General features: G+C 69.3%; 28 protein-coding genes. 13 read left to right on the top strand and 15 right to left on the bottom strand.

Translation table 11 applies throughout. The annotated features are described in order from the left end of the window. The first annotated feature begins 105 nt into the window (after positions 1-105). Entirely contained in the window at positions 106-1116 is a 1011-nt protein-coding gene (locus A33M_RS15465; RefSeq protein WP_008388857.1) for a P1 family peptidase, read from the top strand. A 240-nt stretch (positions 1117-1356) separates the two neighbouring features. After that, positions 1357-2592, top strand: coding sequence for a polysaccharide deacetylase family protein (locus A33M_RS15460; RefSeq protein ID WP_202801909.1), 1236 nt, complete (start codon positions 1357-1359; stop codon positions 2590-2592). Positions 2593-2839: 247 nt separating this feature from the next. On the opposite strand, the gene A33M_RS15455 is transcribed toward A33M_RS15460, so the two are convergent. After that, a complete protein-coding gene (locus A33M_RS15455) occupies positions 2840-3385 on the bottom strand; it encodes an EF-hand domain-containing protein (protein ID WP_008388853.1) in 546 nt (181 codons plus the stop codon). Positions 3386-3765: 380 nt separating this feature from the next. Here A33M_RS15455 and rpe point away from each other — a divergent pair, with 380 nt between their 5' ends. Continuing rightward, positions 3766-4452: a ribulose-phosphate 3-epimerase gene (gene rpe, locus A33M_RS15450; RefSeq protein ID WP_040620893.1), complete on the top strand. Its 687-nt coding sequence runs from the start codon at positions 3766-3768 to the stop codon at positions 4450-4452. Positions 4453-4456: 4 nt separating this feature from the next. Here rpe and A33M_RS22500 read toward each other — a convergent pair whose 3' ends face one another. The 6 genes from A33M_RS22500 to pufB (A33M_RS15420) form a co-directional block, all read right to left on the bottom strand. Next, positions 4457-5332: a helix-turn-helix transcriptional regulator gene (locus A33M_RS22500; RefSeq protein ID WP_008388849.1), complete on the bottom strand. Its 876-nt coding sequence runs from the start codon at positions 5330-5332 to the stop codon at positions 4457-4459. Between the two features lie 942 nt (positions 5333-6274). Continuing rightward, the gene (pufA, locus tag A33M_RS15440) at positions 6275-6454 is read right to left on the bottom strand and encodes a light-harvesting antenna LH1, alpha subunit (protein WP_008388847.1); all 180 of its coding nucleotides are present in this window, start codon (positions 6452-6454) and stop codon (positions 6275-6277) included. A 17-nt stretch (positions 6455-6471) separates the two neighbouring features. Further along, entirely contained in the window at positions 6472-6618 is a 147-nt protein-coding gene (pufB, locus tag A33M_RS15435) for a light-harvesting antenna LH1, beta subunit (protein ID WP_008388845.1), read from the bottom strand. 332 nt (positions 6619-6950) lie between these two features. Continuing rightward, complete coding sequence (locus tag A33M_RS24680) at positions 6951-7769, bottom strand: helix-turn-helix transcriptional regulator (RefSeq protein ID WP_008388844.1); 819 nt, start codon at positions 7767-7769, stop codon at positions 6951-6953. A 416-nt stretch (positions 7770-8185) separates the two neighbouring features. Then, a complete protein-coding gene (pufA, locus tag A33M_RS15425; RefSeq protein ID WP_008388843.1) occupies positions 8186-8365 on the bottom strand; it encodes a light-harvesting antenna LH1, alpha subunit in 180 nt (59 codons plus the stop codon). Positions 8366-8382: 17 nt separating this feature from the next. Further along, positions 8383-8529, bottom strand: coding sequence for a light-harvesting antenna LH1, beta subunit (gene pufB, locus A33M_RS15420; protein WP_040620922.1), 147 nt, complete (start codon positions 8527-8529; stop codon positions 8383-8385). A 567-nt stretch (positions 8530-9096) separates the two neighbouring features. Here pufB (A33M_RS15420) and purB point away from each other — a divergent pair. The 6 genes from purB to A33M_RS15390 all read left to right on the top strand — a co-directional run bounded on the left by purB (position 9097) and on the right by A33M_RS15390 (position 13417). Then, on the top strand, positions 9097-10407 hold the full coding sequence (gene purB / locus A33M_RS15415) for an adenylosuccinate lyase (protein WP_008388837.1): 1311 nt from the start codon (positions 9097-9099) through the stop codon (positions 10405-10407). A 58-nt stretch (positions 10408-10465) separates the two neighbouring features. After that, positions 10466-10750: a ribbon-helix-helix domain-containing protein gene (locus A33M_RS15410; protein ID WP_008388836.1), complete on the top strand. Its 285-nt coding sequence runs from the start codon at positions 10466-10468 to the stop codon at positions 10748-10750. Beyond that, positions 10747-11046 (top strand): type II toxin-antitoxin system RelE/ParE family toxin, encoded by a 300-nt coding sequence (locus A33M_RS15405; RefSeq protein ID WP_008388834.1) that lies wholly within the window; start codon positions 10747-10749, stop codon positions 11044-11046. The genes A33M_RS15410 and A33M_RS15405 overlap by 4 nt, the downstream gene beginning before the upstream one ends. 62 nt (positions 11047-11108) lie before the next feature. After that, positions 11109-11972: a glutamate racemase gene (gene murI, locus A33M_RS15400; RefSeq protein WP_008388832.1), complete on the top strand. Its 864-nt coding sequence runs from the start codon at positions 11109-11111 to the stop codon at positions 11970-11972. Positions 11973-12160: 188 nt separating this feature from the next. Beyond that, a complete protein-coding gene (rpsD, locus tag A33M_RS15395; RefSeq protein WP_008388830.1) occupies positions 12161-12778 on the top strand; it encodes a 30S ribosomal protein S4 in 618 nt (205 codons plus the stop codon). Positions 12779-12985: 207 nt separating this feature from the next. After that, complete coding sequence (locus A33M_RS15390) at positions 12986-13417, top strand: EamA family transporter (protein ID WP_008388827.1); 432 nt, start codon at positions 12986-12988, stop codon at positions 13415-13417. Between the two features lie 34 nt (positions 13418-13451). Here the strand turns inward: A33M_RS15390 and A33M_RS15385 are convergent, their stop codons facing one another. Together A33M_RS15385 and A33M_RS15380 are read right to left on the bottom strand one after the other, a co-directional pair. After that, on the bottom strand, positions 13452-13706 hold the full coding sequence (locus tag A33M_RS15385; protein ID WP_008388825.1) for a hypothetical protein: 255 nt from the start codon (positions 13704-13706) through the stop codon (positions 13452-13454). A 162-nt stretch (positions 13707-13868) separates the two neighbouring features. Continuing rightward, positions 13869-14216 carry a 2Fe-2S iron-sulfur cluster-binding protein gene (locus tag A33M_RS15380; protein ID WP_040620891.1) on the bottom strand — a complete coding sequence of 116 codons (348 nt, stop codon included), beginning with the start codon at positions 14214-14216 and terminating at the stop codon, positions 13869-13871. Positions 14217-14562: 346 nt separating this feature from the next. On the opposite strand from A33M_RS15380, the gene A33M_RS15375 reads away from it, so the two are divergent. From A33M_RS15375 to A33M_RS15365, 3 genes are all read left to right on the top strand, one after another. After that, the gene (locus tag A33M_RS15375; RefSeq protein WP_008388821.1) at positions 14563-14850 is read left to right on the top strand and encodes a GlsB/YeaQ/YmgE family stress response membrane protein; all 288 of its coding nucleotides are present in this window, start codon (positions 14563-14565) and stop codon (positions 14848-14850) included. 398 nt (positions 14851-15248) lie between these two features. After that, entirely contained in the window at positions 15249-15722 is a 474-nt protein-coding gene (locus tag A33M_RS24465) for a DUF2934 domain-containing protein (protein WP_008388819.1), read from the top strand. Between the two features lie 396 nt (positions 15723-16118). Then, the gene (locus tag A33M_RS15365; RefSeq protein WP_040620889.1) at positions 16119-17798 is read left to right on the top strand and encodes a methyl-accepting chemotaxis protein; all 1680 of its coding nucleotides are present in this window, start codon (positions 16119-16121) and stop codon (positions 17796-17798) included. 66 nt (positions 17799-17864) lie between these two features. On the opposite strand, the gene folE is transcribed toward A33M_RS15365, so the two are convergent. The 3 genes from folE to A33M_RS15350 all read right to left on the bottom strand — a co-directional run bounded on the left by folE (position 17865) and on the right by A33M_RS15350 (position 21155). Next, positions 17865-18512, bottom strand: a complete 648-nt coding sequence (gene folE / locus A33M_RS15360) for a GTP cyclohydrolase I FolE (protein ID WP_083850497.1) — start codon at positions 18510-18512, stop codon at positions 17865-17867. A 668-nt stretch (positions 18513-19180) separates the two neighbouring features. Beyond that, positions 19181-20671, bottom strand: a complete 1491-nt coding sequence (gene guaB, locus A33M_RS15355) for an IMP dehydrogenase (RefSeq protein ID WP_008388814.1) — start codon at positions 20669-20671, stop codon at positions 19181-19183. A 226-nt stretch (positions 20672-20897) separates the two neighbouring features. Beyond that, positions 20898-21155 (bottom strand): hypothetical protein, encoded by a 258-nt coding sequence (locus A33M_RS15350; protein ID WP_040620911.1) that lies wholly within the window; start codon positions 21153-21155, stop codon positions 20898-20900. Between the two features lie 390 nt (positions 21156-21545). Between A33M_RS15350 and A33M_RS15345 the strand changes: the two genes are divergently transcribed. Beyond that, on the top strand, positions 21546-22946 hold the full coding sequence (locus tag A33M_RS15345; protein WP_008388812.1) for a DHA2 family efflux MFS transporter permease subunit: 1401 nt from the start codon (positions 21546-21548) through the stop codon (positions 22944-22946). A gap of 18 nt (positions 22947-22964) precedes the next feature. Here the strand turns inward: A33M_RS15345 and A33M_RS15340 are convergent, their stop codons facing one another. The 3 genes from A33M_RS15340 to A33M_RS15330 form a co-directional block, all read right to left on the bottom strand. Next, positions 22965-23234, bottom strand: coding sequence for a DUF2442 domain-containing protein (locus A33M_RS15340; protein ID WP_008388811.1), 270 nt, complete (start codon positions 23232-23234; stop codon positions 22965-22967). Positions 23235-23286: 52 nt separating this feature from the next. Next, complete coding sequence (locus A33M_RS15335; protein ID WP_008388810.1) at positions 23287-23973, bottom strand: RlmE family RNA methyltransferase; 687 nt, start codon at positions 23971-23973, stop codon at positions 23287-23289. A gap of 191 nt (positions 23974-24164) precedes the next feature. Beyond that, positions 24165-24710 (bottom strand): Ppx/GppA phosphatase family protein (locus A33M_RS15330; RefSeq protein ID WP_443213277.1); only part of this gene is annotated, 546 nt, incomplete at its 5' end.

The following is a 24710-nucleotide window of genomic DNA, read 5'->3' as shown; positions in this document are numbered from 1 at the left end:
GAGCGACGCGGTTGACGGTCGCACCGAATCGGTCGTCCGATCGGTGGCCCGATCCGGCGCTCCCCCACCATGCCGGGCGCAACCGCCCCCTCCCGGAGAGAGATCATGACGAGGCGAAAAAACCTGATCACCGACGTGGCGGGCCTCCGGGTCGGCCACGCGCACGATCCGGCGCTCGCCTCCGGCGTCACCTGCGTGCTGTTCGACGAAGCGGCGGTGGCGGCGGTCGATGCGCGCGGCGGCGGGCCGGGCACCCGCGAGACCGACCTTTTGGACGCCGGCCGCACGGTGGAGCGGATCGACGCGCTGTTTCTCTCCGGCGGCTCGGCGTTCGGGCTCGACGCCGGCAGCGGCGTCCAGGCTTCGCTGCGCGGCCGCGGGCGCGGCTTCGACGTCGGCGGCATGCGGGTGCCGATCGTGCCGGGGGCGATTTTGTTCGATCTCCTGAACGGCGGCGACAAGGCGTGGGGCCGCTATCCGGTCTATCGCGAGCTCGGATTTGCCGCGGCCGAGGCGGCGGCGGAGGCCGAGGACGGCGCGTTCGCGCTCGGCACCGTCGGAGCGGGTTTCGGCGCGACCACGGTGAACTACAAAGGCGGGCTCGGCTCGGCCTCGGCGGTCACCGAGGACGGGCTGACGGTCGCGGCGCTCGCCGCCACCAATGCCTGCGGCAGCGCGGTGATCGGCGACGGGCCGTGGTTCTGGGCCGCCGCCTTCGAGGAGGACGGCGAGCTCGGCGGACACGGCCTGCCGGCGCAGGTGCCGCCGTCGGCACGCGCCCCGCGCTCCAAGGGCGTGCTGCAGGCGAGCACGACGCTGGTGATCGTCGCCACCGACGCGGTGCTCACCCGCAACGAGGTGCAGCGTCTCGCGGTGATGGCGCAAGACGGTTTTGCGCGCGCCCTGCATCCCGTTCACACGCCGCTCGACGGCGACATCGCCTTCGCCGCCGCGACCGGCAAAAAGCCCCTGCCCGACCCGGTGTTCGCGCTGATGCGGCTCGGCACCGCGGCCGCACAGGTGGTCGCACGGGCGATCGCCCGCGGCGTTCACGAGGCGACGGCGCTGCCCTTCCCCGGCGCGCTGCCGGCCTGGACCGACCGCTTCGGCGGGTGAGCGAGCTCTGCGCGCCGGTGCCGGAAGTCTTTCCCAGTAACCCGATGCTGCCGACACCTCGAAAGTGTTGCAATTTTCGCGCGCAACGAACGAATTCCGCCTGTCCGACCGGCGTTTTCGGCCGATTTTCACGAACCGCCGCGCGAATCTCCGTAACATAACGTGGGGAATACGACTCTGCCGGCCGCATCGGGCCGAGGCCGCCCATCGCGCCGACCGGTCGATCATGGGGGAATGGCAATGCGCGCACGTGCTGTTGCCGGTGCGGTCGTCGGCTTGTCGATCGCCGGCTCGATCGGGATCGTCTTCGCCCAAAAGGGCATGGAAAAGAGCATGTCTTGGCCGGGCGAGGTTTTTGCCGCCGCCTCGGAGCTCGCGACCGGCTCGACCCACTCGGCCACCGCGACCGAGCCGGTGCAGGTGGCGTCGGCCGCCGCCGTCGCCCCTCCGCCCGCGCCGGTGAAGAAGACCCCGCCGGCCAATCCGGTGAGCGATCTCACTGGGCCGCGTGCCGGCACCCAGCTCGCCCAGATCGCAGCCCCCGGTGCGACGCCCACCGTCGCGCCGACCGGCACGGCGGCGCCGACCAGGGCCGCAGCCACGCCGGGCGACGTGCCGGCCGCAGCGCCGCCGAGCGCCCTTGCGCCCGCCCCGGCGCCGTCCGCCGCCTCGGTGCTGGAAGGGCCGCCCTGCACCAATCCCGCCGCGCTCGGCGTCTCCCGCGTGGTCGAGATCGACACCACCGGCGCGCCCGGCTTCGGCTCGCAGCACTTCAAGCAGTACGACTTCCTGCGGCCCGGCGAGGTGGTGCTGACCTTCGACGACGGCCCGTGGATCGGCACCACGCCGATGGTGCTCGACGCCCTCGCCAAGGAGTGCGTGCGCGCGACCTTCTTCGCGATCGGCAAGCACGCGACCTATTATCCGGAGATTCTGCGGCAGGTGCACGAGGCCGGGCACACCGTCGGCTCGCATACCTGGTCGCACAAGAACCTGGCGAAGCTCTCGCTCGACGAGGCCAAGGACGAGATCGAGAAGGGCGTCGCCGCGGTGAAGCAGGCGCTCGGCGGGCCGATGGCGCCGTTCTTCCGCTTCCCCGAGCTGAGGCATCCGCCGGAGGTGGTCGCCTATCTCGGCGAGCGCAATGTCGGCATCTTCTCCACCGACCTCGATTCGCTCGACTACAAGGTCAAGAATCCCGAGCAGCTGGTCGCCAAGCTGATGCCGCGGCTGAAGGCGCGCGGCAAGGGCATCCTGCTGCTGCACGACCAGCGGCACTGGACCGCCAAGGCGGTGCCGCACCTGCTCGCCGAGCTGAAGGCGAACGGCTTCAAGATCGTCCACGTGGTCGGCAAGGAGCCGCTCGACTCGCTGCCCGCCTACGACCAGATGATCGCCAAGGACGAGAAGCTGCCGACCGCCGCCGCCAGTGCCGGCCGGCCCGACTCGAAGGTGTTTCGCACCATCGGGCAGTGACCGCGGGCCTTCGGGCAGTGACCGCCGCCTTCGGGCATCGACAGAAGCCGAAAGCGCCCCGGGGATTTCTCGGGGCGCTTTTTTTTGCCCCTCGTGCTCGGGTCGGCGGGGAAAAGCTCGGCCTCGCTCGGACGCCGCGCCGGCTGCGCTCGAACGACAAGAAACGGCACGAGCCGGACGTCGACCATGGCCGACGTCCGGCTCTCCCGACCCACTCCCACGCGAGAGGGCGACGTTCTTTTCTTGCTCAGATCGACTTCGCGACCGTCCCGCCGGCCGCGGTGGTCGCGGCCAGCATGTCGGCCTGCTGCTGGATCATCCGCTGAAACAGATCGAGCGCGGTGCCGCTCGGCTGCATGACGGTCTGACGGTGCGCGCCGTGGCGGCGCAGCGCGGCGGTCAGCTCGTCCTGGCCGACGCTGCCGTCCTGGTTCTGGTCGAGCATCTTGAACAACGACCCGTCGTCGGCGGTTTTGCTGCCCGTCGCCGACACCGCATCGGCGAGCTCCGACTCGCTGACCTGGCCGTTGCCGTCGGCGTCGATCGCCGCGAACAACCGCGCCGCCATGCCATCCGGCCCGTTCTGCCCCTGCATGGCGAGAATCGCCCGCATGGTGTCGCTCGACACCGCGCCGCCCTTGCCGACGGCGGAGGAAGAGCCGGCGGTCGTCTGATCGTCCAGCGTGAATGTCCCCGCCCCCGACTTCTTGTCGCCCGACCCAGACGAGACGAGATCCGTCAGCGACGACAGGGCGCCCAGGGCGGTCAGCGCGGAACCGGCGAGAAACATCATGGCGAGGCTCGTCCATAGAACGGCGTAACGGTCGGGCTTTCGGTCGCAAGCGCCGTGCCAGCCTCTTCTCTCCGCGGACGCGGCGCTCCCGAACGCGAAACGCGCTCCCGCCAGCGTGCAACCTGGCGAAAATTCTCGTTCGCTCACGGCATCTTGCACGAAAGGCCCGGCGGCCGGGCCGACGACCGGCGTTTTCGCGGGGCGATCCGCAGCGCCCCTCCTCCGTCCCGCCGACCCGGCAAGACCTGCCGGAACGACCGCGCGCCGCGGCATTTTCTGCCGACCGGCAGCCTCGCGCGAAAACCCCGCTTGAGCGGCCCGGCGATCTGCGGCACACCGCGTCTCGCCCCTTGGATCACCCGAAAAGCACCGGCAGCACGATGTCCCCGCCTCTGAAAATTTCGCCGTCCATTTTGTCGTCCGATTTCGCGAGGCTCGGCGAGGAGGTGCGGGCGATCGACGCCGCCGGCGCCGACTGGATCCATGTCGACGTGATGGACGGGCATTTCGTGCCGAACATCACGATCGGGCCGGACATCGTGAAGGCGCTGCGGCCGCACACCGAAAAACCGTTCGACGTGCATCTGATGATCGCGCCGTGCGACCCCTATCTCGCGGCGTTCGCGGCGGCGGGCGCCGACATGATCACCGTGCATGTCGAGGCGGGCCCGCACGTCCACCGCTCGCTGCAAGAGATCCGGCGGCTCGGCAAGAAGGCGGGCGTCACGCTCAATCCCGGCACGCCGGAGAGCACGATCGAGCATCTGATCGACGTGGTCGACCTGATCCTGGTGATGTCGGTCAACCCCGGCTTCGCCGGCCAGAAATTCATCCCGGCGGCGCTGGAGAAGATTTCCCGCCTGCGGGCGCTGGCCGGCGACCGGCCGATCGACATCGAGGTGGACGGCGGGGTGACGCCGGACAATGCCGGCGAGGTCGCGCGGGCCGGCGCCAATGTGCTGGTGGCCGGCTCCGCCGTGTTCAAGGGCGGCACACCGGAGGCTTACGCGACGAACATCGCGGCGATCCGCCGGGCGGCGCTGTTGGCCCGCGGCGAGGTGGTCTGAAGGGCTACACCGTGTCGCGGGAGACGCGGGCGGCGAGCGCCACCGCCTGCATGCGGTTGTCGAGCCCGAGCCGGCGCAGCACCGCGGCGACGTGCAGCTTTGCGGTGTTCATCGAGATGCCGAGCGCGGCGGCGATCTCGGAATTGCTCTTGCCGTCGCCGAGCAGCGCAAAGACCTGGCGCTGACGCTTGGGCAGTTGGGTCGCGACCGTCACCGTCTCGGCGTGCGGAAGCTCGCGGCCGTCGGCGCGCGCGCCCTCGGTCGCCGGGCGATCCGGCCGCCGCAGCCCGCCGGGCAGAACGCCCCCTGGACCCGCCTGGCCACCGAGCGCGGCGCCGAGCGCGAGCCCGAGCACATGGCCGTTGCTCGCGCCGCCCGGCCGCGGACCGGCGGCCCCCGCGGGGCCACCCGCCATGCTGCGGGCGATGGTGTGCTCGATCGTGTGCACGATGGCGTCGAGCGCCGGCGCGCCGATCGTTTCGGGGGAGTGCAGCGCGCGCAGCTCACGATGGCCGAGATCGAACGGCAGCAGCGCCGACACGTCGATGTGCATCAGCATCGCCCGGCGCGGCCGCGCCTCGGCGAGCGGCAGGCCGATCAAGAGCACCCAGCGTGGCTGCTCGCGCGCCTCGCACGGATAGACGCTGGTGACGAGATCGCACCGCCCGGCCAACAGATGCTCGAGCTGGCGCGCCCGCTCGGGCGGACAGAGATCGAGATAATTGAGGCCGCGACCGGCGTCCGGCAACGTCTTGCCGGTGACCGGACAGGGATCGCGCCACGTCGAGTTGGTGTCGGCGATCGTTCCGTCCGGATCGAGCACGGTGACGTTCAGGGCCAGCGAACGCAGGGTTTCGAACTGTGCCAACGCCGTCTGCATGGTGGTCCCGGACGCGTCCTCGGCGGCCTCGCCGCCTCGCGAGGCATGATCGTAAGGTTAGATTGACGCCGCCGCTTGTCAACCCGCGTTGGCATACCCGGGGATGGGTTTTGCCGGAAAATCCCTGCCGTCGGGTGGGTTCGGGAGGAGAGAGAAGCGAGTGGCGAGTGGGGAATGGCGAATGGGGAATCGGGAATCGCGAGGGCGGAGTGACGAACAGCGCGTGCGCGGAGCGGCGGAGGACGGCGAGCGGGACACGACGAGGCACGGCGTGCCGAATCGAGTTCGGCTCCCCTGCCCCGCCCGCCGGCACCGAGCCGGCCCGGCCCGGCGATGACCGCAAGAAGCGCCGCCAGAATGACCGCAAGAAGCGCCGCCAGCCGCGCCGCCGGCCACGAGCCCCCTCGCTCGCAGCGGCAAAGCACGTGGCAGCCTCGCCCGCCGGCCTTGCCGAGACGACCGCGTCGCCTGGCGATGCGTACCCCGGTGCCGCGCGATGGCCGGCCCTCTCGCGCGGGCGCGCCTATCGACTCCGCCCGCCGGCCCCGGCACCGGCCACGCTCGAGCCGGCCGCGCTCACGAACTCATACCAGCGGCGGAAAACTATGACCTCATCCTGAGGGGCCGCGAAGCGGCCATCTCGAAGGATGAGGCCCGCACCGTGGCCTCGCCCTTCGAGATGCACTCCTGCGGAGTGCTCCTCAGGACGAGGTCGGACTCTGTCGCCGTTGGTATCACCCCTGCGCCAAAACGAAAAAGCCGCCCCTGCGGGTCGAACCCCGTAGGAGCGGCTGTTCGACAAGCCACCGACCCCGGCGCAAACCCTCGACGGGCATCCGTTCGGCCAGCGACCACGCGGGTCGCACGGCGATCGGTGCTCGAGTCGAGGGCTCGGCGCCGGGGCGCCGGGCGCGGCCACCGAGCGGCGGCCGCTGCGCCGTGTCACTTCGCCGGGGTCGAGTACTTCGCCTGGGCGATCGACATGTGGTTGTAGCGCGGGTGGGTGAGAACCAGCGCGTGGATGAGGATCGCGACGACCAGCGCGGCGATCCAGATCACGGGGAGCCAAGTCGACGGGTTGAGAACCAGCCAGATCTTGTAGTCGTCCTGCGGATTGGCCATGACTTGTTCCTCCTCGCTCAGTACCAGGGCCGCCAGGCCCACACGAGAACGTGGGCGAGGACGCACAGCACCATGAATGCCATGAACGTCGTGGTGAACTGGCTGTGGAACTCGCGTGCCTCTTCGTCCGTCAGACCGGAGAGGCTCCTCTCGGGATTCGCCATAAAATTCCCTCCAATGAGGTTGCCGCGGGAAGTTGCTGCAAAACGTCCCGCTCGGCGGGTTCTGTCGTGACGACAAGTCACGACATTCGGTCGACCCGGTCACCCGGGAATAGCGTGCGTCCCGTCGGCGTCTCGACTTGTCCCACGCGGTCCGCTCGCGAGCCTCGGCCCGACATGCCGGAGACGAGGCCGCACCCCGGTGCGGCCGCCCTCGTTCTGCATGTCGTGTCGATCCGGGCCTCGCAAAATCCGGCCCCGAGTGAGACGAGAAGAATACCACCGACGAACGTTCAATTCATTGGGCTGTAAAGCTACATTTACACTTCCTGATGTCAATGTCGGTCAATACGTACCCTCGGCCGACTACTCTCGCCGATGGGGTCGCCGATGTGGTCGCCGCCCGTCGCCAGCGCCGGCCGCAACACGTCGACCACCCCGTACATCCGGGCGCCGAGCGCCACCGCCTGCATCCGGTTGTCGAGGCCGAGGCGGCGCAGGATCGCCGCGACGTGCAGCTTGGCGGTATTCATCGAGATGCCGAGCCGGCCGGCGATCTCCTGGTTGCTCTGGCCCTGCCCGAGCAGCGCCAGAACCTCGCGCTGACGCTTGGCCAGCCGGTCGGCGATCATCGCCTTCTCGAACGCCCGCTGGGGTGCCGCCGGATCGACCACCCGCGCCTCGGCGACGGCGCGCGCCATGGTCTGCTCGATCAGCGCGACCACCGGCCGGAACACGTCGGCGAGCGCCGCGTCGACCATCCGCCCCTCGCGCAGCGGGCCGCGCGCGATCGGCTTCGGCAGCATGGCGGTGAAATCGAGATGCAGCAGCGTGAGGCCGGTCGGCGGCTCGGCCGCGAGCGGAAGCGCGATCATCGCCATCCACCGCACGTCCTCGCACGAGTGGCAGGGATAGATGCAGGTGAACACGTCGCGCCGGCGGGCGATCACCTCGCGCAGCTCGTGCACCATCTCGGACGGGCAGACGTCGAAATAATTCGTGCCGACCCCGGCATCGCGCGTGAGCAGGCCATTCGCCGCACCGAAATCGCGCCACGGCTTGTTGACCTCGCGGATCGTCCCGTCCGGGTCGACAATCGCGGCATTCAGCGGCAGGGTTCGACAGATTTCCGAAGCTTCCACGGCAGGGCGCATGGCACATCGGTCCGGTCGGGGGTCCGGTCGGTCGAAGTATCATCGTACTCCCGTCGGAACCGGTGGACCAGGATCGTCGGACGGCCGACCTTCACGTTCGCGCGACCGGCCGAGCAACCGACCACCCGCGCCGGCGCGAGCATGATGCGCCGAGCCCGACCCGCCGCACGCGGCCGAAGGACCGATCACCGCGGCCGCCGGTTTTTTCCCCGACGCCGCCTGCGATCGGTCCGCCGGCAGCGAACCGCCGCCGTGCGAGGCACACGCCTTCTCTCGTTCTCTCGCGAGCTCTCGTTCTTTCGCGAGCGAGCCGGCGGATGGACCGGCCGGACGTGTGGCCCTCGACGGGCGGCAACCTCGAGAGGGTTGGACACTCCGGGACCGGCCGCACACGGCCGATCCCGGATTGCGACACGTCACTTCGTCTGCGACGTCACGGCCGCCGACTTGGCGGCGAGGAAATTGTAGCGCGCGTCGTTGAGAACGAAGGCGTGAACCGCCATCGCCACCAGGAGAACGGTGATCCAGATCACCGGCAGCCAGTTCGACGGGTTGATGACCAGCCAGATCTTGTAGTCGTCTTGCGGATTGCTCATGGTCGATCCCCCTTCGCTCAGAACCAGGGCTTCCAGGCCCACACCAGGACGTGGGCGAGGACGGCGATGACGATGAACGCCGAGAAGGTCGTCTTGAACTGCGAGTGGAACTCGACAGCTTCCTCTTCGGTCAATCCGGACAAGCTCCGGGTCGCTTCAGCCATATCATGACCCTCCATCAGTGACCGCGCGGCACCAGGCCGGCGGCCGTTGTCGTCGTGACGAACCGCCACGACCGCTTCGCCCGGCCCCCGCCGGGCGTATCGATCGCTTCGCTCCGCGTGAAATCTACGCGAGCGGGCACTGCCCTCGGCATCGACCTCGACCCGCAGATCGACAGAATTCCCACGGCTTCGGCAGCCGCCCCGACGTAAAGGCACTGAAAAGAAAGATTTGCCTTGCAGACGAGACGATGTAATTCGCTTCTGCCGACGCGGTGACCATCGACGACGTTTCGGTGTGCTGTCTACGACAGTGACAATGTCATGCTACATTGACGCGCATGGCTGTCAACGCTCGCCAATACGTAACATCCGGGCGCTACGAACATGATCCCCGGGGAGTACGGGCCGGCGCCCACCGCGGGCCTGGCGGGCACAGTGGAGCACGCGAGGGTTTTTGCCGGTCCCGCCGCTCCACACCCGCCGCCGCGTCTCCCGGCCGTCTCCCGCATGGCTTCGCCGGGCGCGATCTGCTAGAGCCCGCAAAAATCCCGAAACCGTGAGCCGACCATGATCCCGCGTTACACTCGCCCCGAAATGGCCTCCATCTGGGAGCCGCAGACCCGTTTCCGCATCTGGTTCGAGATCGAGGCGCACGCGGCCGACGCCATGGCGGACCTCGGCATCATCCCGGCGGACGCCGCCCGCACCATCTGGGAGAAGGCCAAAGGCGTGACCTTCGACGTCGCCCGGATCGACGCGATCGAGCGCACCACCAAGCACGATGTGATCGCCTTCCTCACCCACCTCGCGGAGATCGTCGGGCCGGAGGCGCGTTTCGTGCACCAGGGCATGACGTCCTCGGACGTGCTCGACACCTGCCTCGGCGTGCAGCTCGCCCGCGCCGCCGACCTGCTGATCGCCGATCTCGACGGCCTGCTCGCCGCGATCGAGCGGCGCGCCTTCGAGCACAAGCTCACCCCCACGATCGGCCGCTCGCACGGCATCCATGCCGAGCCGACCACGTTCGGGCTCAAGCTCGCCGGCGCCTATGCGGAGTTCTCGCGGGCGCGGGAGCGGATGGTCGCTGCACGGAAAGAGGTGGCGACCTGCGCCATCTCGGGCGCCGTCGGCACATTTGCCCAGATCGACCCGCGGGTGGAGGAGCACGTCGCCGAGGCGATGGGGCTCACGGTCGAGCCGGTGTCGACCCAGGTGATCCCACGCGACCGCCACGCCATGTTCTTCGCGACGCTCGGCGTCGTCGCCTCCTCGGTCGAGCGACTGGCGATCGAGATCCGCCACCTGCAGCGCACCGAGGTCTTGGAGGCGGAGGAGTTCTTCTCGGAGGGGCAGAAGGGCTCGTCGGCGATGCCGCACAAGCGCAATCCGGTGCTGTCGGAAAATCTGACCGGCCTTGCCCGCATGGTGCGCGCTTACGTGACGCCGGCGATGGAGAACGTCGCGCTGTGGCACGAGCGGGACATCTCCCACTCCTCGGCCGAGCGGATGATCGGGCCGGACGCCACGGTGACGCTCGACTTCGCGCTCGCCCGGCTGACCGGAATCGTCGACAAGCTCATCGTTTACCCGGAGAACATGAAGAAGAATCTCGACCGGCTGGGCGGCCTCGTGCACTCCCAGCGGGTTCTCCTGGCACTCACACAACACGGCGTGAGCCGCGAGGATTCCTACGCTTTCGTCCAGCGCAATGCGATGAAGGTGTGGCGCGGCGAGGCGACCGACTTCATGGGGTTGCTGAAAGCCGATCCGGACGTCAAAAAGGCTTTGTCCGACAAGGAGATCGAGGCCCTGTTCGACCTCGGCTATCATTTCAAGAACGTCGACACCATCTTCCGGCGGGTCTTTGGGCGGGTGTGATCGACCGACCTCGCGCGCGGTCCTCCGACCTCGCCGCCGCAACCGAAGGAGAATCGCGATGGCCGAACGAAGCCTCACCGTGACCCTGTCGGAGGATTTGATGCGGCTGGTCGAGGAGCGGGTCGGCTCGGGCGCCTATGCCGACGCGAGCGCGGTGGTGCGTGACGGTCTGCAGGCGCTCGCGGATCGCGACACCGCTCTCGATGCCTGGCTCCGGAACGACGTCGCGGCGACGTACGATCGCGTCGCCAGCGGCGAGGAACCACTGGTACCTTCGTCCGACGTCTTCGGCGGGCTCGAGGCACGAGCCCACCGTCGGCGCACGACGGCCGACCGAGGATGACCGGAAGGGTCTTGTTCTCCGAGGCGGCCCAGGCCGACCTCGACGCGATTTTCGACTGGATCGTCGACAGTGCCGGCCACGACCGCGCCCTCGCTTACATTCGGCGGATCGAGCGACGCTGCCTCGACCTCCTGCCTTTCCCGCAGCGTGGGACGATGCGCGACGACATCCGGCCGGGACTGCGGGTGATCGGCTTCGAGCGGCGGGTGGCGATCGCCTTCACGGTGAGAGGCGAAGACGTGATCGTGTTGCGCCTCCTCTATGCGGGGCGCAGCATGGAGCGAGCCTTCGAGTAGACGCCAGCGCAGACTCGGGCCAAAAAGACGACGGAACGGCGGCAGGAGCGCCGGACGAGACGATGCACGGCGGCCACACGGGCGAAACCACCATCCTGGTGTTCGATTCGGGACTGGGGGGACTGACGGTGCTGCGCGAGGTGGTCGCGGCACGGCCGGACGCCCGCTACGTCTATGTCGCCGACGACGCCTTCTTCCCCTATGGCCGCCACTCCGAGGCGACGCTGATCGGCCGGCTGGTGCCGCTGATGGGCGAGCTGATCGCCACCCACCGCCCGGACCTGGTCGTCATCGCCTGCAACACCGCCTCCACCCTGGTGCTGCCGCATTTGCGCGCCGCCCACACGGTGCCGTTCGTCGGCACGGTGCCGGCGATCAAGCCCGCCTGCGCCGGCTCGCGGACAAAACTCGTGTCGGTGCTCGGCACCGAGGCGACGGTGAAGCGCGAATACACCAAGGCCTTGATCCGCGATTTCGGCCAGAACTGCGCGGTGACGCTGGTCGGCTCCGCCCATCTCGCCGCGCTCGCCGAGGCGGCGCTGGAAGGCCGGCCGGTGGCGGACGCCGACATCGCGGCGGAGATCGCGCCGTGCTTCGTCGCCGACGGCGCGCGACGCACCGATACGGTGGCGCTCGCCTGCACGCATTATCCGCTGCTGAAGGACCGGCTCGCCACGCTCGCCCCCTGGCCGGTCGGCTGGATCGACCCGGCCCCGGCGATCGCCCGGCGGGTGGTGTCGCTGCTCGGCCCCGCCTCCGGCGCCGCTTGCGGCCCCGCTTGCGGCCTCGCCGCCGCGGCCGGACAGCGCGGAGCGCGGGACGCCTTCGTCTTCACCTCGGGACGGGCGCCCTCCCCGGCCCTCGCCGACGCCTTGAAAGCCTTCGGCCTGTGCCGCGCGGCGACCGCGGCGGTCGCAAAAGTTTGACAATCGCCGCGGTTCCCCTAAAACCCTGTGCGTCTCGCGGGCCGCACGGCCCGCGAAACGTTTCGCGACCCGAGGTCTTCGCCCGCGCAGGGCGACGGCCTGTCGGCCCGGCCCACTCGCCGTGGCAGAGGAGGGCGCGATCCTCATTCCACCAACAAGGCGGGCGCAACCCCGCCAACGAGGACGCGATGACCAAGCGCATCGAGGCGAAGTACAAGATCGATCGCCGTATGGGCCAGAACATCTGGGGCCGCCCGAAGAGCCCCGTGAATCGCCGCGAGTACGGCCCCGGCCAGCACGGCCAGCGCCGCAAGGGCAAGCTGTCGGACTACGGCGTGCAGCTGCGCGCCAAGCAGAAGCTCAAGGGCTATTACGGCAACATCTCCGAGAAGCAGTTCTTCGGCCTCTACGAGGAGGCGATCCGGATGAAGGGTGATTCCGGCGAGAACCTGATCGGCCTCCTGGAGCGCCGGCTCGACGCGGTGGTGTACCGCTCGAAGTTCGTGGCGACCCCGTTCGCGGCCCGCCAGTTCATCAATCACGGCCACGTCAAGGTGAACGGTCGCCGGGTCAACATCCCGAGCTTCCGCTGCAAGGTCGGCGACCTGATCGAGGTGAAGGACAAGTCGAAGCAGCTCGCGATCGTCATCGAGGCGAGCCAGCTCGCCGAGCGCGACGTGCCCGACTACATCGAGGTCGACCACGGCAAGATGACCGCGAAGCTCGCCCGCGTGCCGGGCCTCGGCGACGTGCCCTACGCCGCCCAGATGGAGCCGAACCTGGTGGTCGAGTACTATTCGCGCTGAGCCTTTCCTCGCGCGATCGACGAAGAGTTTCGGAAAAGCCGGCCTTCGGGCCGGCTTTTTCGCGTTTGCGGCGTGCCGCCCGGCAGCCGTTCGACGACTGGATGGCGGATGGACGGCGACTGGACGGCGACTGGACGGCGCCGCCGAACGCGCTATCACGGGCCCGAGCGCGGCCGAAGAGCGGCCGCGGCCACCGCGGAGGCGCGCATGCGGGTTCTGTCGAGCTGGCAGGTGTGGGCGCTGCTCTCGGCCGCCTTCGCGGCGCTGACGGCGATTTTCGCCAAGGTGGGCGTCGCAGGCGTCGGCTCGGACTACGCCACCTTCGTGCGCACCGTGGTGATCCTGGCGATGGTGACGCTGCTCGTGGCGGCGAGCGGGCAATGGCAGCCGCCGGGAACCGTGCCGGCACGCACCTGGGTGTTCCTGGTGCTGTCGGGACTCGCCACCGGCGCCTCGTGGGTCTGCTATTTCCGCGCGCTGAAGCTCGGCGAGGCGGCCCGCGTCGCTCCGGTCGACAAGCTGTCGGTGGTGTTGGTGGCGGTGTTCGGTGCGCTGTTTCTCGGCGAGCGCTTGTCGGTCACCGGCTGGGTCGGCGTCGCGTTGATCGCGCTCGGCGCCGGGCTGGTGGCGCTGCGGTGACCCGAGCGATCGGACGTCGCGTGCAGACGACGCGTCAGGCGCCGTCGACCTTCTCGGTCGTCGAAGCCGGCATGCCGGGCTCCGTCACGCCCGCCTTCTCCTTGGCAGCGGCTTCCTTGGCGGCGGCCTTGGCGGCCTTCTTCTCCGCCTTCTCCTCGCGCGCGTCCTCGCGCAGGCGCTTCTGCTCGAACACGAAGAACCAGAGCCAGTTGAGAGGCCACCAGACGATCGGCCCCTTGGTCCGGTGCCAGAGGAACCCCCGGCCCTTGAAATAATACCCGTCGAACATGCGACCGCTCCCACGAACGGCGCCACCCTAGCGCGGCGGCAGCGGCAGCGGAATGCGGATTTTCCGCACGCCGCCGCCCGCGGGCGCGGTCGACGACCGCACCCTGGTTCCGCCGGATCTCGCGTTCCGCGAACGGCCGACCGCCGCGGCGGGACGCGCCGATCAGAACTTCACCAGCACGTCCTCGTGGCGGACGATGAACTGGCAGGCGAGGCGCCACGGCGGCGGCAGGTTCTTCACCTCGGCGTCGGCGATCTGCTGGTCCGTGACCTTGCCGGCGAGCTTGAGCACGGTCTTCTCCTTCTCGGTGAGGTTGACGCCGAGCGGCGTCTTGCCGGACAGCACCGACACCTCACAGGCGCACGAGCCGCACTCGCCGTTCTCGCACTCGAAATGGATCGGAACCTTGTGCTCCTTGGCCACCGACAGGAGCGTCCGGGTGTCGCCCGCGACGGCGTAGACGGTCACGTCCTTGGACATGGCGGGCGAGGTGAAGGTGACGTCGGCCATTGGCTCTGCTCTCGAAAATGGAGACTGAAGGTCGAATAATTCCACTCTGGCTCGTCCACCCTGGCAATGTGCGTGCCACCCGCGCTCGCGCGAAAAGACGAGCCGGCGCAGTGGGTTTTGCGACATCCCGCAGAGCGGGGCGAGCCCGGCCGATGTGGCGTTGCCGACAATTTCGTGTCCGACCTGTCGCCAATCCGCCAAAACAGGGCGCGGTCCCGCCGCCTCTTCCAGGCCCCGCCGGTCGCCTTGCCGCATCTCCGACAAATTTCGGGAACCCGGCATTCGACGGCGAGTTGAACCGGCATTGCATCGGGCGCCCGCGGCGGCGCGGATCGAGGAGGCATGAATGTCGATTCTGTGGATCATCGCGATCGGGTTCGTCGCGGGCATCTTGGCGCGATTCATCGCGCCCGGCCCGAACAAGCCGTCCGGCTTCATCCTGACGACACTGCTCGGCATCGCCGGGGCGTTCGTCGCCACCTGGCTCGGCCAGACCGTCGGCTGGTACCGGATCGACCAGGGAGCCGGGCTGATCGGCGCGACGGTCGGTGCCGTCCTCGTCCTGTTCATCTGGAACCGGCTGGTCGTCTCGCGCCGCATCGACGACCCGAGCAGCCACCGCCGCTGGCTCTAGTGGAGCGAGTTCGACATTCGAGTCCCACCCGGCCGCATCTTCGTTCTCGAACGTCGAATTCGAAGCTCCGCTAGGCCCCGATGATTGCCAGTGGTCTTTTCGATTCCGACATTCGCCATCGGATGTGCGGCGGCGGGATGCGAATGTCGGAAGCGGACCACGAGCGCATCCGAACACGAACGAGCCGACTCGGGGTTCCCGAGTCGGCTCGTGACGGTATTCGGCGCAGCGATTCGGCGGTGAGCCGCGCGCAACCACTGTGCAATGCACAATATTTTCTACCAAAAATTGTTCTCGAGGCGCCATTTCCGAAACATTCTCGCACTGCGAGTGGGATTTACGCTTCGTTAACCATACCTGCGGCAACCATGGGCCTCCTTTCGCAACAGGAGGTCGATGTGGCACAGACCCTCGAAGACCGCATCCGCGAACGCGCCTATCACATTTGGCTCGCCCACGGCTGCGCCCATGGACAGGACGACCAGTATTGGCTGCAGGCCGAGCGCGAGATCCTCGCCGAGACGGCCGCGACGGCCGCCGTCGGCAAGCCGGTGAGCCCGGCACCCGAGATGGTCGCCGAAAAGCCGGCGCCGGCCCCCGCGGTCGCCGCCGCCGCCGAGGCCCCCGAGGCCGCCGCCGAGACGCCGAAGGCCCCCGCCAAGGCGCCGGCCAAGAAGAAGGCTTCGCGGCTCGCCGCCAAGGCGAAGGCCAAGGCCGCCGAGCGCGCCGACAGCGGCAAGAAGGCCGGCAAGGCCGCGACCACCGCAAAAACCGCGGCACCCGCGCCGGCCGGCAACGTGACGCCGATCACCGCCGCCCGCACCCTCGCGGCCGACACGGCCGAGAAGCCGCGCCTGCGCGCCGTCCGCTGACACCAGTCGGCGGGCGTCGCCCCTCCCCCCTCTCCCTCGCGAGAGCGGGTCGCATCGCGTGACGCCGGGTGCCACGGCACCGGCGACAGGACCCGAGACCGACGCGGCGCGCCGACCCCTCGTGATCGGCGACGAACCGGCCGGCGCTCGTCGAACGAGCGCCGCCGGCGTCGTCTCGTCCGGTCCGCTCGGAGCCAGGTCGCGGCCCGCCACACAGACAGGCGGTCCGCCACGCCTACCGGCCGAGCCGTCCCCCCTCCCCCCGACCGAAAAATGCGACAATCGAAGTCGAGTAACGATTCTCGCCATTAGACAAAATTAAGGTGCGGCCCGCTAACGTCATCGGACACCTCGCCCATCATTGCAGAGGCAAGGTTGTACCGAAGGACCTCTTCGATGCCCACCCCATCGCTTCGCCTCCGCATTGGCGGACGGCTCCTCGCCCTGGTCGGCGTGCTCGGCCTCGGCTGCCTCGTGCTCGCCGGGTCGCTGGTCTGGCTGCAGCACCGCGGCGCCGCCGACACCCGCCTGAAAACCCTCGAATCGCTCACCGACAGCGCGATCGGCGTGCTCGACGTCCACCGCCAGCTGGTCGCGCGCGGCCTGATGTCGGAGGCCGAGGCCAGGGCGCGCGCCCTCGCGGTGATCGCCGGCATGCGCTACGGCCACGGCGATTACTTCCTCGTGATGGACCGCAAGATGGTGCTGCTGGCCCATCCGACCATGCCGAAGCTGATCGGCACGCCGCAGGTCGACGTGAAGGATCTGGCCGGCCGCACGTTCAACCGCGAGCTGCTGCAACAGATCGACCAGGCCGGCATCGGCCACACGACCTATCTGTGGAAGAAGCCGGGCTCCGACGCGCCGATCTACAAGACCGCGGTGTTCAAGCTCTATTCACCATGGGGCATGCTGGTCGGCACCGGCGTCTACGACGACGACATCGCCGCCGAGACCCGCGCGACCTCGATCCGGGCCGCCGGGGTGACGCTCGTGGTGCTGCTCCTGCTCGGGGCAGCCGCTTGGTGGATCGCCCGCGGAATCACCCGGCCGCTCGACGCGCTGCGCGACGCGCTCCAGGATCTCGCACAGGACCGGGACATCTCCGGCCGGCTCGACCTCGACCGCCCGGACGAGCTCGGCGACATGGCGCGTGCGATCGACGTCTTCCGGGTGCGCACCGACCAGCGCCTCGCCGAGGAGGCGCAGGCCCGAACCGTGCAGGCCGAGCGGCAGACCCGGATCGATGCGCTGGTGGCCGGCTTTCGCACCACGATCGGCGAGGTTTTGAGCGCCGTCGGCGCCAGCATGCGACGGCTCGACGGCACCGCGACCTCGCTCGACACCATCGCGACCGACGCCACCACCCGGGCGAACGAGGCACTCTCGGCCTCCCAGCAAGCGGCCGGCAACGTGCAGAGCGTCGCCTCCGCTACCGACGAGCTCGGCTCGTCGGTCGCCGAGATCGGCCGCCAGGTCGACCACGCGAACGGCGTGGTCGGCGAGGCGACGGCGCTCGCCGTCCGCTCCAACGAGCAGGTCGCGACGCTCGCCGACGCCGCCCTGCGGATCGGCAAGGTGGTCGACCTGATCAAGGCGATCGCCGAGCAGACCAACCTCCTGGCGCTCAACGCCACCATCGAGGCGGCGCGGGCCGGCGAGGCCGGCAAGGGCTTCGCCGTGGTGGCGAGCGAGGTGAAGACGCTGGCGAGCCAGACCGGCAAGGCGACCGAGGAGATCGCCGCCCAGGTCACCGGCATCCAGACCTCGACCCGCGACTCGGTCGACGCGATCGGCAAGATCGCCGCGACCATGGAGGACATCGGCCGCTTCACCGGCTCGATCGCCGCGACCATCGATCAGCAGTCCGCCGCGACGCGGGAGATTTCCCGCAACGTCGCGGACGCCGCCTCCGGCGCCACCCGCGTCGCCGGCAACATCGAGACGGTGACGACGGCGATCGGCGCCGCCAGCCGGTCGGCCGGCGACGTGCTCGGCGCGAGCGGCGAGCTCGCCGAGACGGCGCGCCGGCTCCAGGGCTCGGTCGACGATTTTCTCCGCGAGGTCGCCGCCTGACCCCGCACGGGCGGCATCGAGGCTGGGAGGTCGCCGCGGCGGCCCTCCCGGCGCGGTCCGCGGCGGTCAGTCGATCAGGGCCAGAAACTCCTGGCGGGTCGAGCGGTTGTCGCGAAACACCCCGAGCATCCGGCTGGTGACGAGATCGGTCGCCGGCTGGCGCACGCCGCGGGTCGTCATGCAGTGATGCACCGCCTTGATCACCACGGCGACGCCCTGCGGCTCCAGCACCTCCTGGATCGTGTCGGCGATCTGCGCCGTCATCTTCTCCTGGATCTGCAGGCGCTTGGCAAAAATCTCGACGAGCCGTGCGAGCTTCGAGATGCCGACCACCCGCCCGGCCGGCACATAGGCCACCCAGGCGCGGCCGATGATCGGCACGATGTGGTGCTCGCAGTGGCTCTCGAAGCGCACCCCGCGCAGCATCACCATCTCGTCGTAGCCGCCGGTTTCCTCGAAGGTTTTGCGCAGCACCGCGGCGGGGTCCTCGTCGTAGCCGCGAAAGAACTCCTCGTAGGCCCGCGCCGCCCGCGCCGGGGTCTCGCGAAGACCCTCGCGGTCGGGATCGTCGCCGGCCCAGCGGATGATGGTGCGGAACGCCGCCTCCGCCTCGGCGCGGCTCGGCCGCTGCGGCCCTGCCCTGCCGTCGCCGATATCCGTCGCCGTCGCCTTCACCTTCGCCGTCTCGTCGACCGTCCGCACCGGAGTCGTCATCGCACCGAGGTTCCTTTCGTGAGTCGTAGCCGCCACACCATGCACCGCGACACGATGGCTCCGCCTGCGACCGTTCGCCCGACCCGGTGGCCGAGTTTGCCGCATTGCCCGAACGCCTCGCCGTCACCACCTTGTCGGGGTCGGTGACGAACCGATCCATCCTGCGCACGTTGCGCGAGAATACGCGGCCGGTGTTCAGCCATCCCGACCGCGTTCACGGCCCCGACCCCGGTTCACCCGAAATTGCTGCGGGTCGGGGAAGGGGCCGTGACCCTCGCCCCCGTATCCACCGCCCTGCCCCCGATCACGCCGAGACCCACCGATCCCGACCTCGGGCTCGATCTCGGGCCCGATCTCGCGCAACCGCCCGTCCCCATCGCCCGATTTCTTTGGCCCGAAACCGCTTGCAAAATCCCTGCGGCATCGCGGCGGCGCGCCGCAAACGGCCTAGAACGGCCGCAAGCGACCGCCAGATGACCGTCAGACAGCGGATTTGCCGCGATCCGCCATTGAAGCGAATCGGCAAAATGCGACAGATTCAGGTTGCAGACGGGGCGACCCGCGCCTCGTCGATGGTCCCGTCCTCGCCGCCCCGGTCCGCGCCCCCGGTCGGGGCGGCATTTTTTTCTCCACGTTCTCGCCACGTCCCCGCGCCGGACGTACCCGGCTCACAGCCGGGTCGGATAGTTCGGGCTCTCGCGGGTGATGGTCACGTCGTGCACGTGGCTTTCGCGCAAGCCGGCGCCGGAGATGCGCACGAACCGCGCCTTCTCGTGGAACTCGGTGAGCGTCTTGGCGCCGACATAGCCCATCGCCGCCCGCAGGCCGCCGGTGAGCTGATGCAGCACCGCGCCGGCCGGACCCTTGTAGGGCACCTGCCCCTCGACGCCCTCCGGCACCAGCTTGAGCGCGTCCTTGATGTCCTGCTGAAAATAGCGGTCGGCCGAGCCGCGCGCCATTGCGCCGACCGAGCCCATGCCGCGATAGGTCTTGTAGGACCGGCCCTGATAAAGAAACACCTCGCCCGGCGACTCGTCGGTGCCGGCGAGCAGCGAGCCGATCATCGCGCAGTCGGCCCCGGCCGCCAGCGCTTTTGCGAGATCGCCCGAATACTTGATGCCGCCGTCGGCGATCACCGGGACGCCGGCGGCGTGCGCCGCCTCGACCACGTCCATGATGGCGGTGAGCTGCGGCACGCCGACGCCCGCCACCACCCGCGTGGTGCAGATCGAGCCCGGGCCGATGCCGACCTTGATGGCGTCCGCGCCGGCATCGATCAGCGCCTGGGCGCCGTCCCGGGTCGCGACGTTGCCGGCTGCGACCTGCACCGAGTTCGACAGCGTTTTTATCCGGCTCACCGCCTCCAACACGTGGCGGGAGTGACCGTGCGCGGTGTCGACCACCACCAGGTCGACGCCCGCCGCGATCAAATGCTCCGAGCGTGAAAATCCCTTGTCGCCGACCGTGGTCGCGGCGGCGACGCGGAGCCGGCCCTGCGCGTCCTTGCAGGCGTTCGGGTTGGCGACCGCCTTCTCGATGTCCTTCACGGTGATCAGGCCGACGCAGCGATACTGGTCGTCGACCACCAGAAGCTTCTCGATCCGGTGCTGGTGCAGGAGTTTCTTGGCCTCCTGCTGGTTCACCCCCTCGCGCACCGTGATCAGCCGCTCCTTGGTCATCAGCTCGCGGACCTTTTGGTCCGGGTCGTGGGCGAAGCGGACGTCGCGGTTGGTGAGGATGCCGACCAGCTTGCCCTCGACGCCGCCCTCGGTCGTCACCACCGGGATACCGGAGATGTGGTTCGCCGCCATCATCTCGAGCGCGTCGGAGAGCGTCGCCTCCGGGCCGATGGTGAGCGGGTTCACCACCATGCCGGACTCGAACTTCTTCACCTGCCGCACCTGGCCGGCCTGCTGCTCGGGCTCGAGATTGCGGTGGATGACGCCGAGCCCACCGGCCTGGGCCATCGCGATCGCCATCGCCGCCTCGGTCACGGTGTCCATCGCCGAGGCGATGATCGGCATGTTGAGGACGATCTCGCGGGTGAGACGCGTGCGCACGTCCGCCTCGGAGGGCATCACGTCCGAGGGCCCCGGCGTCAACAGGACGTCGTCGAAGGTGAGCGCCTCGCGGAAAATCGCGTCGGAAATGGTGGCCATGCCAAGCTCCCGGTGCCGCAGGGAAGTTTTGGAGAATGCCCGGTCGGCCAGCCGGGGGCGGCTGGGGGACTCGGGCTGTCCCTGTACGGAGTTGGCGAGGGTGAGTAGCACGGGCTCGTGACGATGGGAAGGCCGGAGGAACTCGCGGGCGAGCCCGAGGACGCGTGCGCTCATCGCGCAGAGCCGCGGGCGGGAACAGGAACTCCCGCCCGATGGAGAGGACGACTCACCGCCAGCCGGGCGGCGGGCCGTGGCGCTCGATGGCGTCGACGATCTCGCGGTGGCGGCGGTCCTCCCGCTTCATGTGCACGGCGATCAGCGCGTGCGCCGAGGGCACCAGCAGGAGGAACGGGAACGAGAAGATCGTCAGCACCGTCAAGAGGATGCTGACCACCAGCAGGACCAGGTTGAAGATCGCCGCGAACGGCTGGCCATTGAGCAGCAGCCCGAGCGGGGGCAGGATGGCCGCGAGAATGTAGATCATCGTGCGCTCCTCGGTGGTGTGCCCCGGTTGTGCTCCGGTGGTGGTGTGCGCCGGCCGGGCCGGGTTCGGGCGTCGGCCGCCGACGGGCCGCCGGTCGATCGTCTCCCGGTCGGTCGCCTCGATGTGGGGATGCACCGACCGGATGCAATGCGGCCATGCGTCCTGCGGTGGCATCCTGTGGCGGCGCCCCCATCGGGCCTTCGACAATCCGGCGACGGACGCGACCTCGGTGCCGCCGCGGCGTCCGGCCGTTCGTAATTCCGACACGACGGGCGCCGAAGGATGTCCGCTCGCCGGAACCCGGCACCCGCCTTCCGCTTTCTTCCGCATCCCCGCGCCCCGTCGCCGGCCTTCCCGCCGTCGGACGAGCCACCGCCCCTCGAGCCCACCATGCCGCTTGCCCGCGAACGTCTGGTCCCGTTCATCGTCGCGGTCGCACTGTTCATGGAGAATCTCGATTCGACGGTGATCTCCACCGCCCTGCCGGCGATCGCCAAAAGCATCGGCACCTCGCCGATCGAGCTGAAGCTCGCCATCACTTCGTACCTTCTGGCGCTGGCGATTTTCATCCCGATGTCCGGCTGGATGGCCGACCGGTTCGGCGCCCGCACCATCTTCCGCTCGGCGATCGTGGTGTTCGTGGCGGGCTCGATCGCCTGCGCGATGTCGAGCGCGCTGTGGCACTTCGTGCTCGCCCGCTTCGTGCAGGGGATGGGCGGGGCGATGATGAGCCCGGTCGGCCGCCTGGTGCTGTTTCGCACGGTCGAGAAGACCAAGCTCGTCGCGGCGATGGCGCTGGTCACCATGCCGGCGCTGATCGGGCCGATGCTCGGGCCGCCGCTCGGCGGCTTCATCACCACCTATGCGAGCTGGCACTGGATCTTCCTCGTCAACGTGCCGATCGGGCTGATCGGCTTCCTGCTGGTCACCGCGGTGGTGGAGAACGTGAAGGCCGAGGTGCCCGACCCGTTCGACACGCTCGGCATGATCCTGGTGGCGTTCGGGATCGGCGGGCTCGCCTTCGGCTCGGCGGTGATCACCGTCGATTTCGTGCCGAAATGGATCGCCGGGGTTTTGCTCGGCACCGGCGTGCTCGGCTCGGCGGCCTACGTGGTCTATGCGCGCAAAATGCCGGCACCGGTGCTCGACCTGTCGCTGCTCGCGCTGCCGACCTTTCGGGCAGGCGTGATCGGCGGCTTCGTCTTTCGGGTGGGGGCCGGCGCCCTGCCCTTCCTGCTGCCGCTCCTGTTGCAGCTCGGCTTCGGGATGACGCCGTTCCAGTCCGGTCTCGTCACCTTCGCCACCGCGATCGGCGCCCTGGCGATGAAGACGCTGGTGCCGCCGATTCTCCGCCGGTTCGGCTTTCGCGACACCATGATCGTCAATGCGGTGGTCGCCGGGCTGACGCTCGCCGCCTGCGCCGCGTTCGTGCCCGGCACGCCGGTGTGGGTGATGTTCTGCGTGCTCCTGCTCGGCGGGCTCGCCCGCTCGCTGCAGTTCACCAGCCTCAACACGCTGGCCTTCGCCGAGGTCGACCCGCGGCGGATGAGCCGGGCGACCTCGCTCGCCAGCGTCACCCAGCAGCTGTCGATCTCGACCGGGGTGACGATCGGCGCGCTGGTGCTGGAGACGGTTCTGACGCTGCACGGCGGAACCACGCTCGGCGCCGCCGATTTCCCGCCCGCCTTCCTGCTGATCGGGGCGATCTCGGTGTCGTCGGTGGTGTTTTTCGTCAAGATGCCGGCCAATGCCGGCGAGGAGCTGATCGAGCGGGCCGCGAAACGCGAGTGAAGCCGCGCAGGAGGCCCGTCACTCCGCGGCGTCGGCACGCTTCAGGAGACCGGTGGCCTGCATCTCGTCGTGGAGCGAGATCGGATCCCAGTCGTAGCCGTTCGGCCACGTCAAGGCGCCATCGTTCAGGAAAACGCGAGCGAAAAAGGCGGGGTCCTTCAGCGGCTCGGCCATCGCCCCGGTCTTGTCGCGAACGCCAGCGAAATCGCGCACGCCGATCGTGCCGTCCGAGAACGCGATCTCCAGCCGGAAATCACCGAGGCGGCGGAGACCGATCACGTCGATCATCGTCCAGCCCTCCGGGCGTCGCCCCCCCGCACGATGTGCGCGGCACCGGATGTCACCCCTCGCCGACCTGCCGAAATCCCATCGCCAGCACGTAAAGCTCGGCGGAATCGGCGCGGCTCGCCGACGGCTTGACGTGCTTCACCTTGGCGAAATCGCGCTTGAGGTCGTTGAGGAGGTCGCCCTCGGTGCCGCCGCGAAGGACCTTGCAGAGGAAGGCGCCGCCGGGCACCAAAACCTCGCGGGCGAACTGGGCCGCCGTCTCGGCGAGCCCCATGATCCTCAGGTGGTCCGTCTTCCGGTGCCCGGTGGCGTTGGCCGCCATGTCGGACAGCACGAGGTCGGCCGGGCCGCCGAGCAGCGCCTTCAGCTTGTCGGGCGCGCTGTGGTCGAGGAAATCCAGGTGCAGGATGTCGACGCCCGGAATCGGCGGCATGTCCAAAAGGTCGATCGCCACCAGCCGGCCGCGCCCGCCCTCGGCGCCGATTCTCTTGGCCGCGACTTGGCTCCAGCCGCCCGGCGCCGCGCCGAGATCGACCACCCGCGCGCCCGGCTTCATCAGCTTGAAGCGGTCGTCGAGCTCGATCAGCTTGTAGGCCGCCCGCGAGCGCCAGCCGTCGCGCTTGGCCTGCGCCACATACGGGTCGTTGAGCTGCCGCTCGAGCCACAGCTTTTGCGCCAGAGTGCGGCCCTTGCGGGCCTTGACCTGGACTTTCAGGGGACGGTTGCGCTCGGAGGTCATCGCGATACTCGGGCCGGACGGCAGCAGACGAACGGCCGGCGACAGGACGGTGGCGTGCCGGCACGATGGCGTGCAGGACGACGGTGTGCAGAACGAAGGTGCGCAGGACAATGGCGTGGCGCGGCGAAAACGAAAAGGGTTTTGGCGGGCGCCACCCTCCTCGCGAGACCGGCGACACGAGGAAAGACGGCCTACCCCTCGTCGTCCCACACGCCGTCGGCGCGCATCATCTTGACCAGAATGCCCTCGCGCAGGCCGCGGTCGGCGACCCTGAGGCGCGGGCACGGAAACGCCCGGCGGATCGCCTCGAGGATGGCGCAGCCGGCCAGCACCAGGTCGGCCCGCTCCATGCCGATGCACGGATTGTCGACCCGGTCCTGCCAGGTCATCGCCATCAAACGGTCGATCACCGCGGTGATCTCGTGGGTGCGCAGCCAGCAGCCGTCGACCCTGCGGCGATCGTAGCGCGGCAGGTCGAGCCACACGCCGGCGATGGTGGTCACCGTGCCGGAGGTGCCGAGCATGTGCAGCCCGCGCAGATCGCCGCCGTGGCGGCGGGAGAAGTCGGCGAGCGCGGCGCTCACCACGTCGACCATCTGCTCGAACACGGCGCGGGACACCTTCTCGCCGCCGAACTTTTCCGCCAGCGTGACGACGCCGAGCGGCAGCGACACCCAGCCCTGGATCACCGGCTTCGGCGGGCCACGGCCGGCCGCCTCCGAGCGGTCGAGCCGCAC

The sequence above is a fragment of the Rhodovulum sp. PH10 genome, assembly GCF_000293785.1.
GTDB lineage: Bacteria > Pseudomonadota > Alphaproteobacteria > Rhizobiales > Xanthobacteraceae > Rhodoplanes.
Note: the sequence above shows the minus strand (reverse complement) of the source record. Positions and strands in the feature narration are given on the sequence as shown.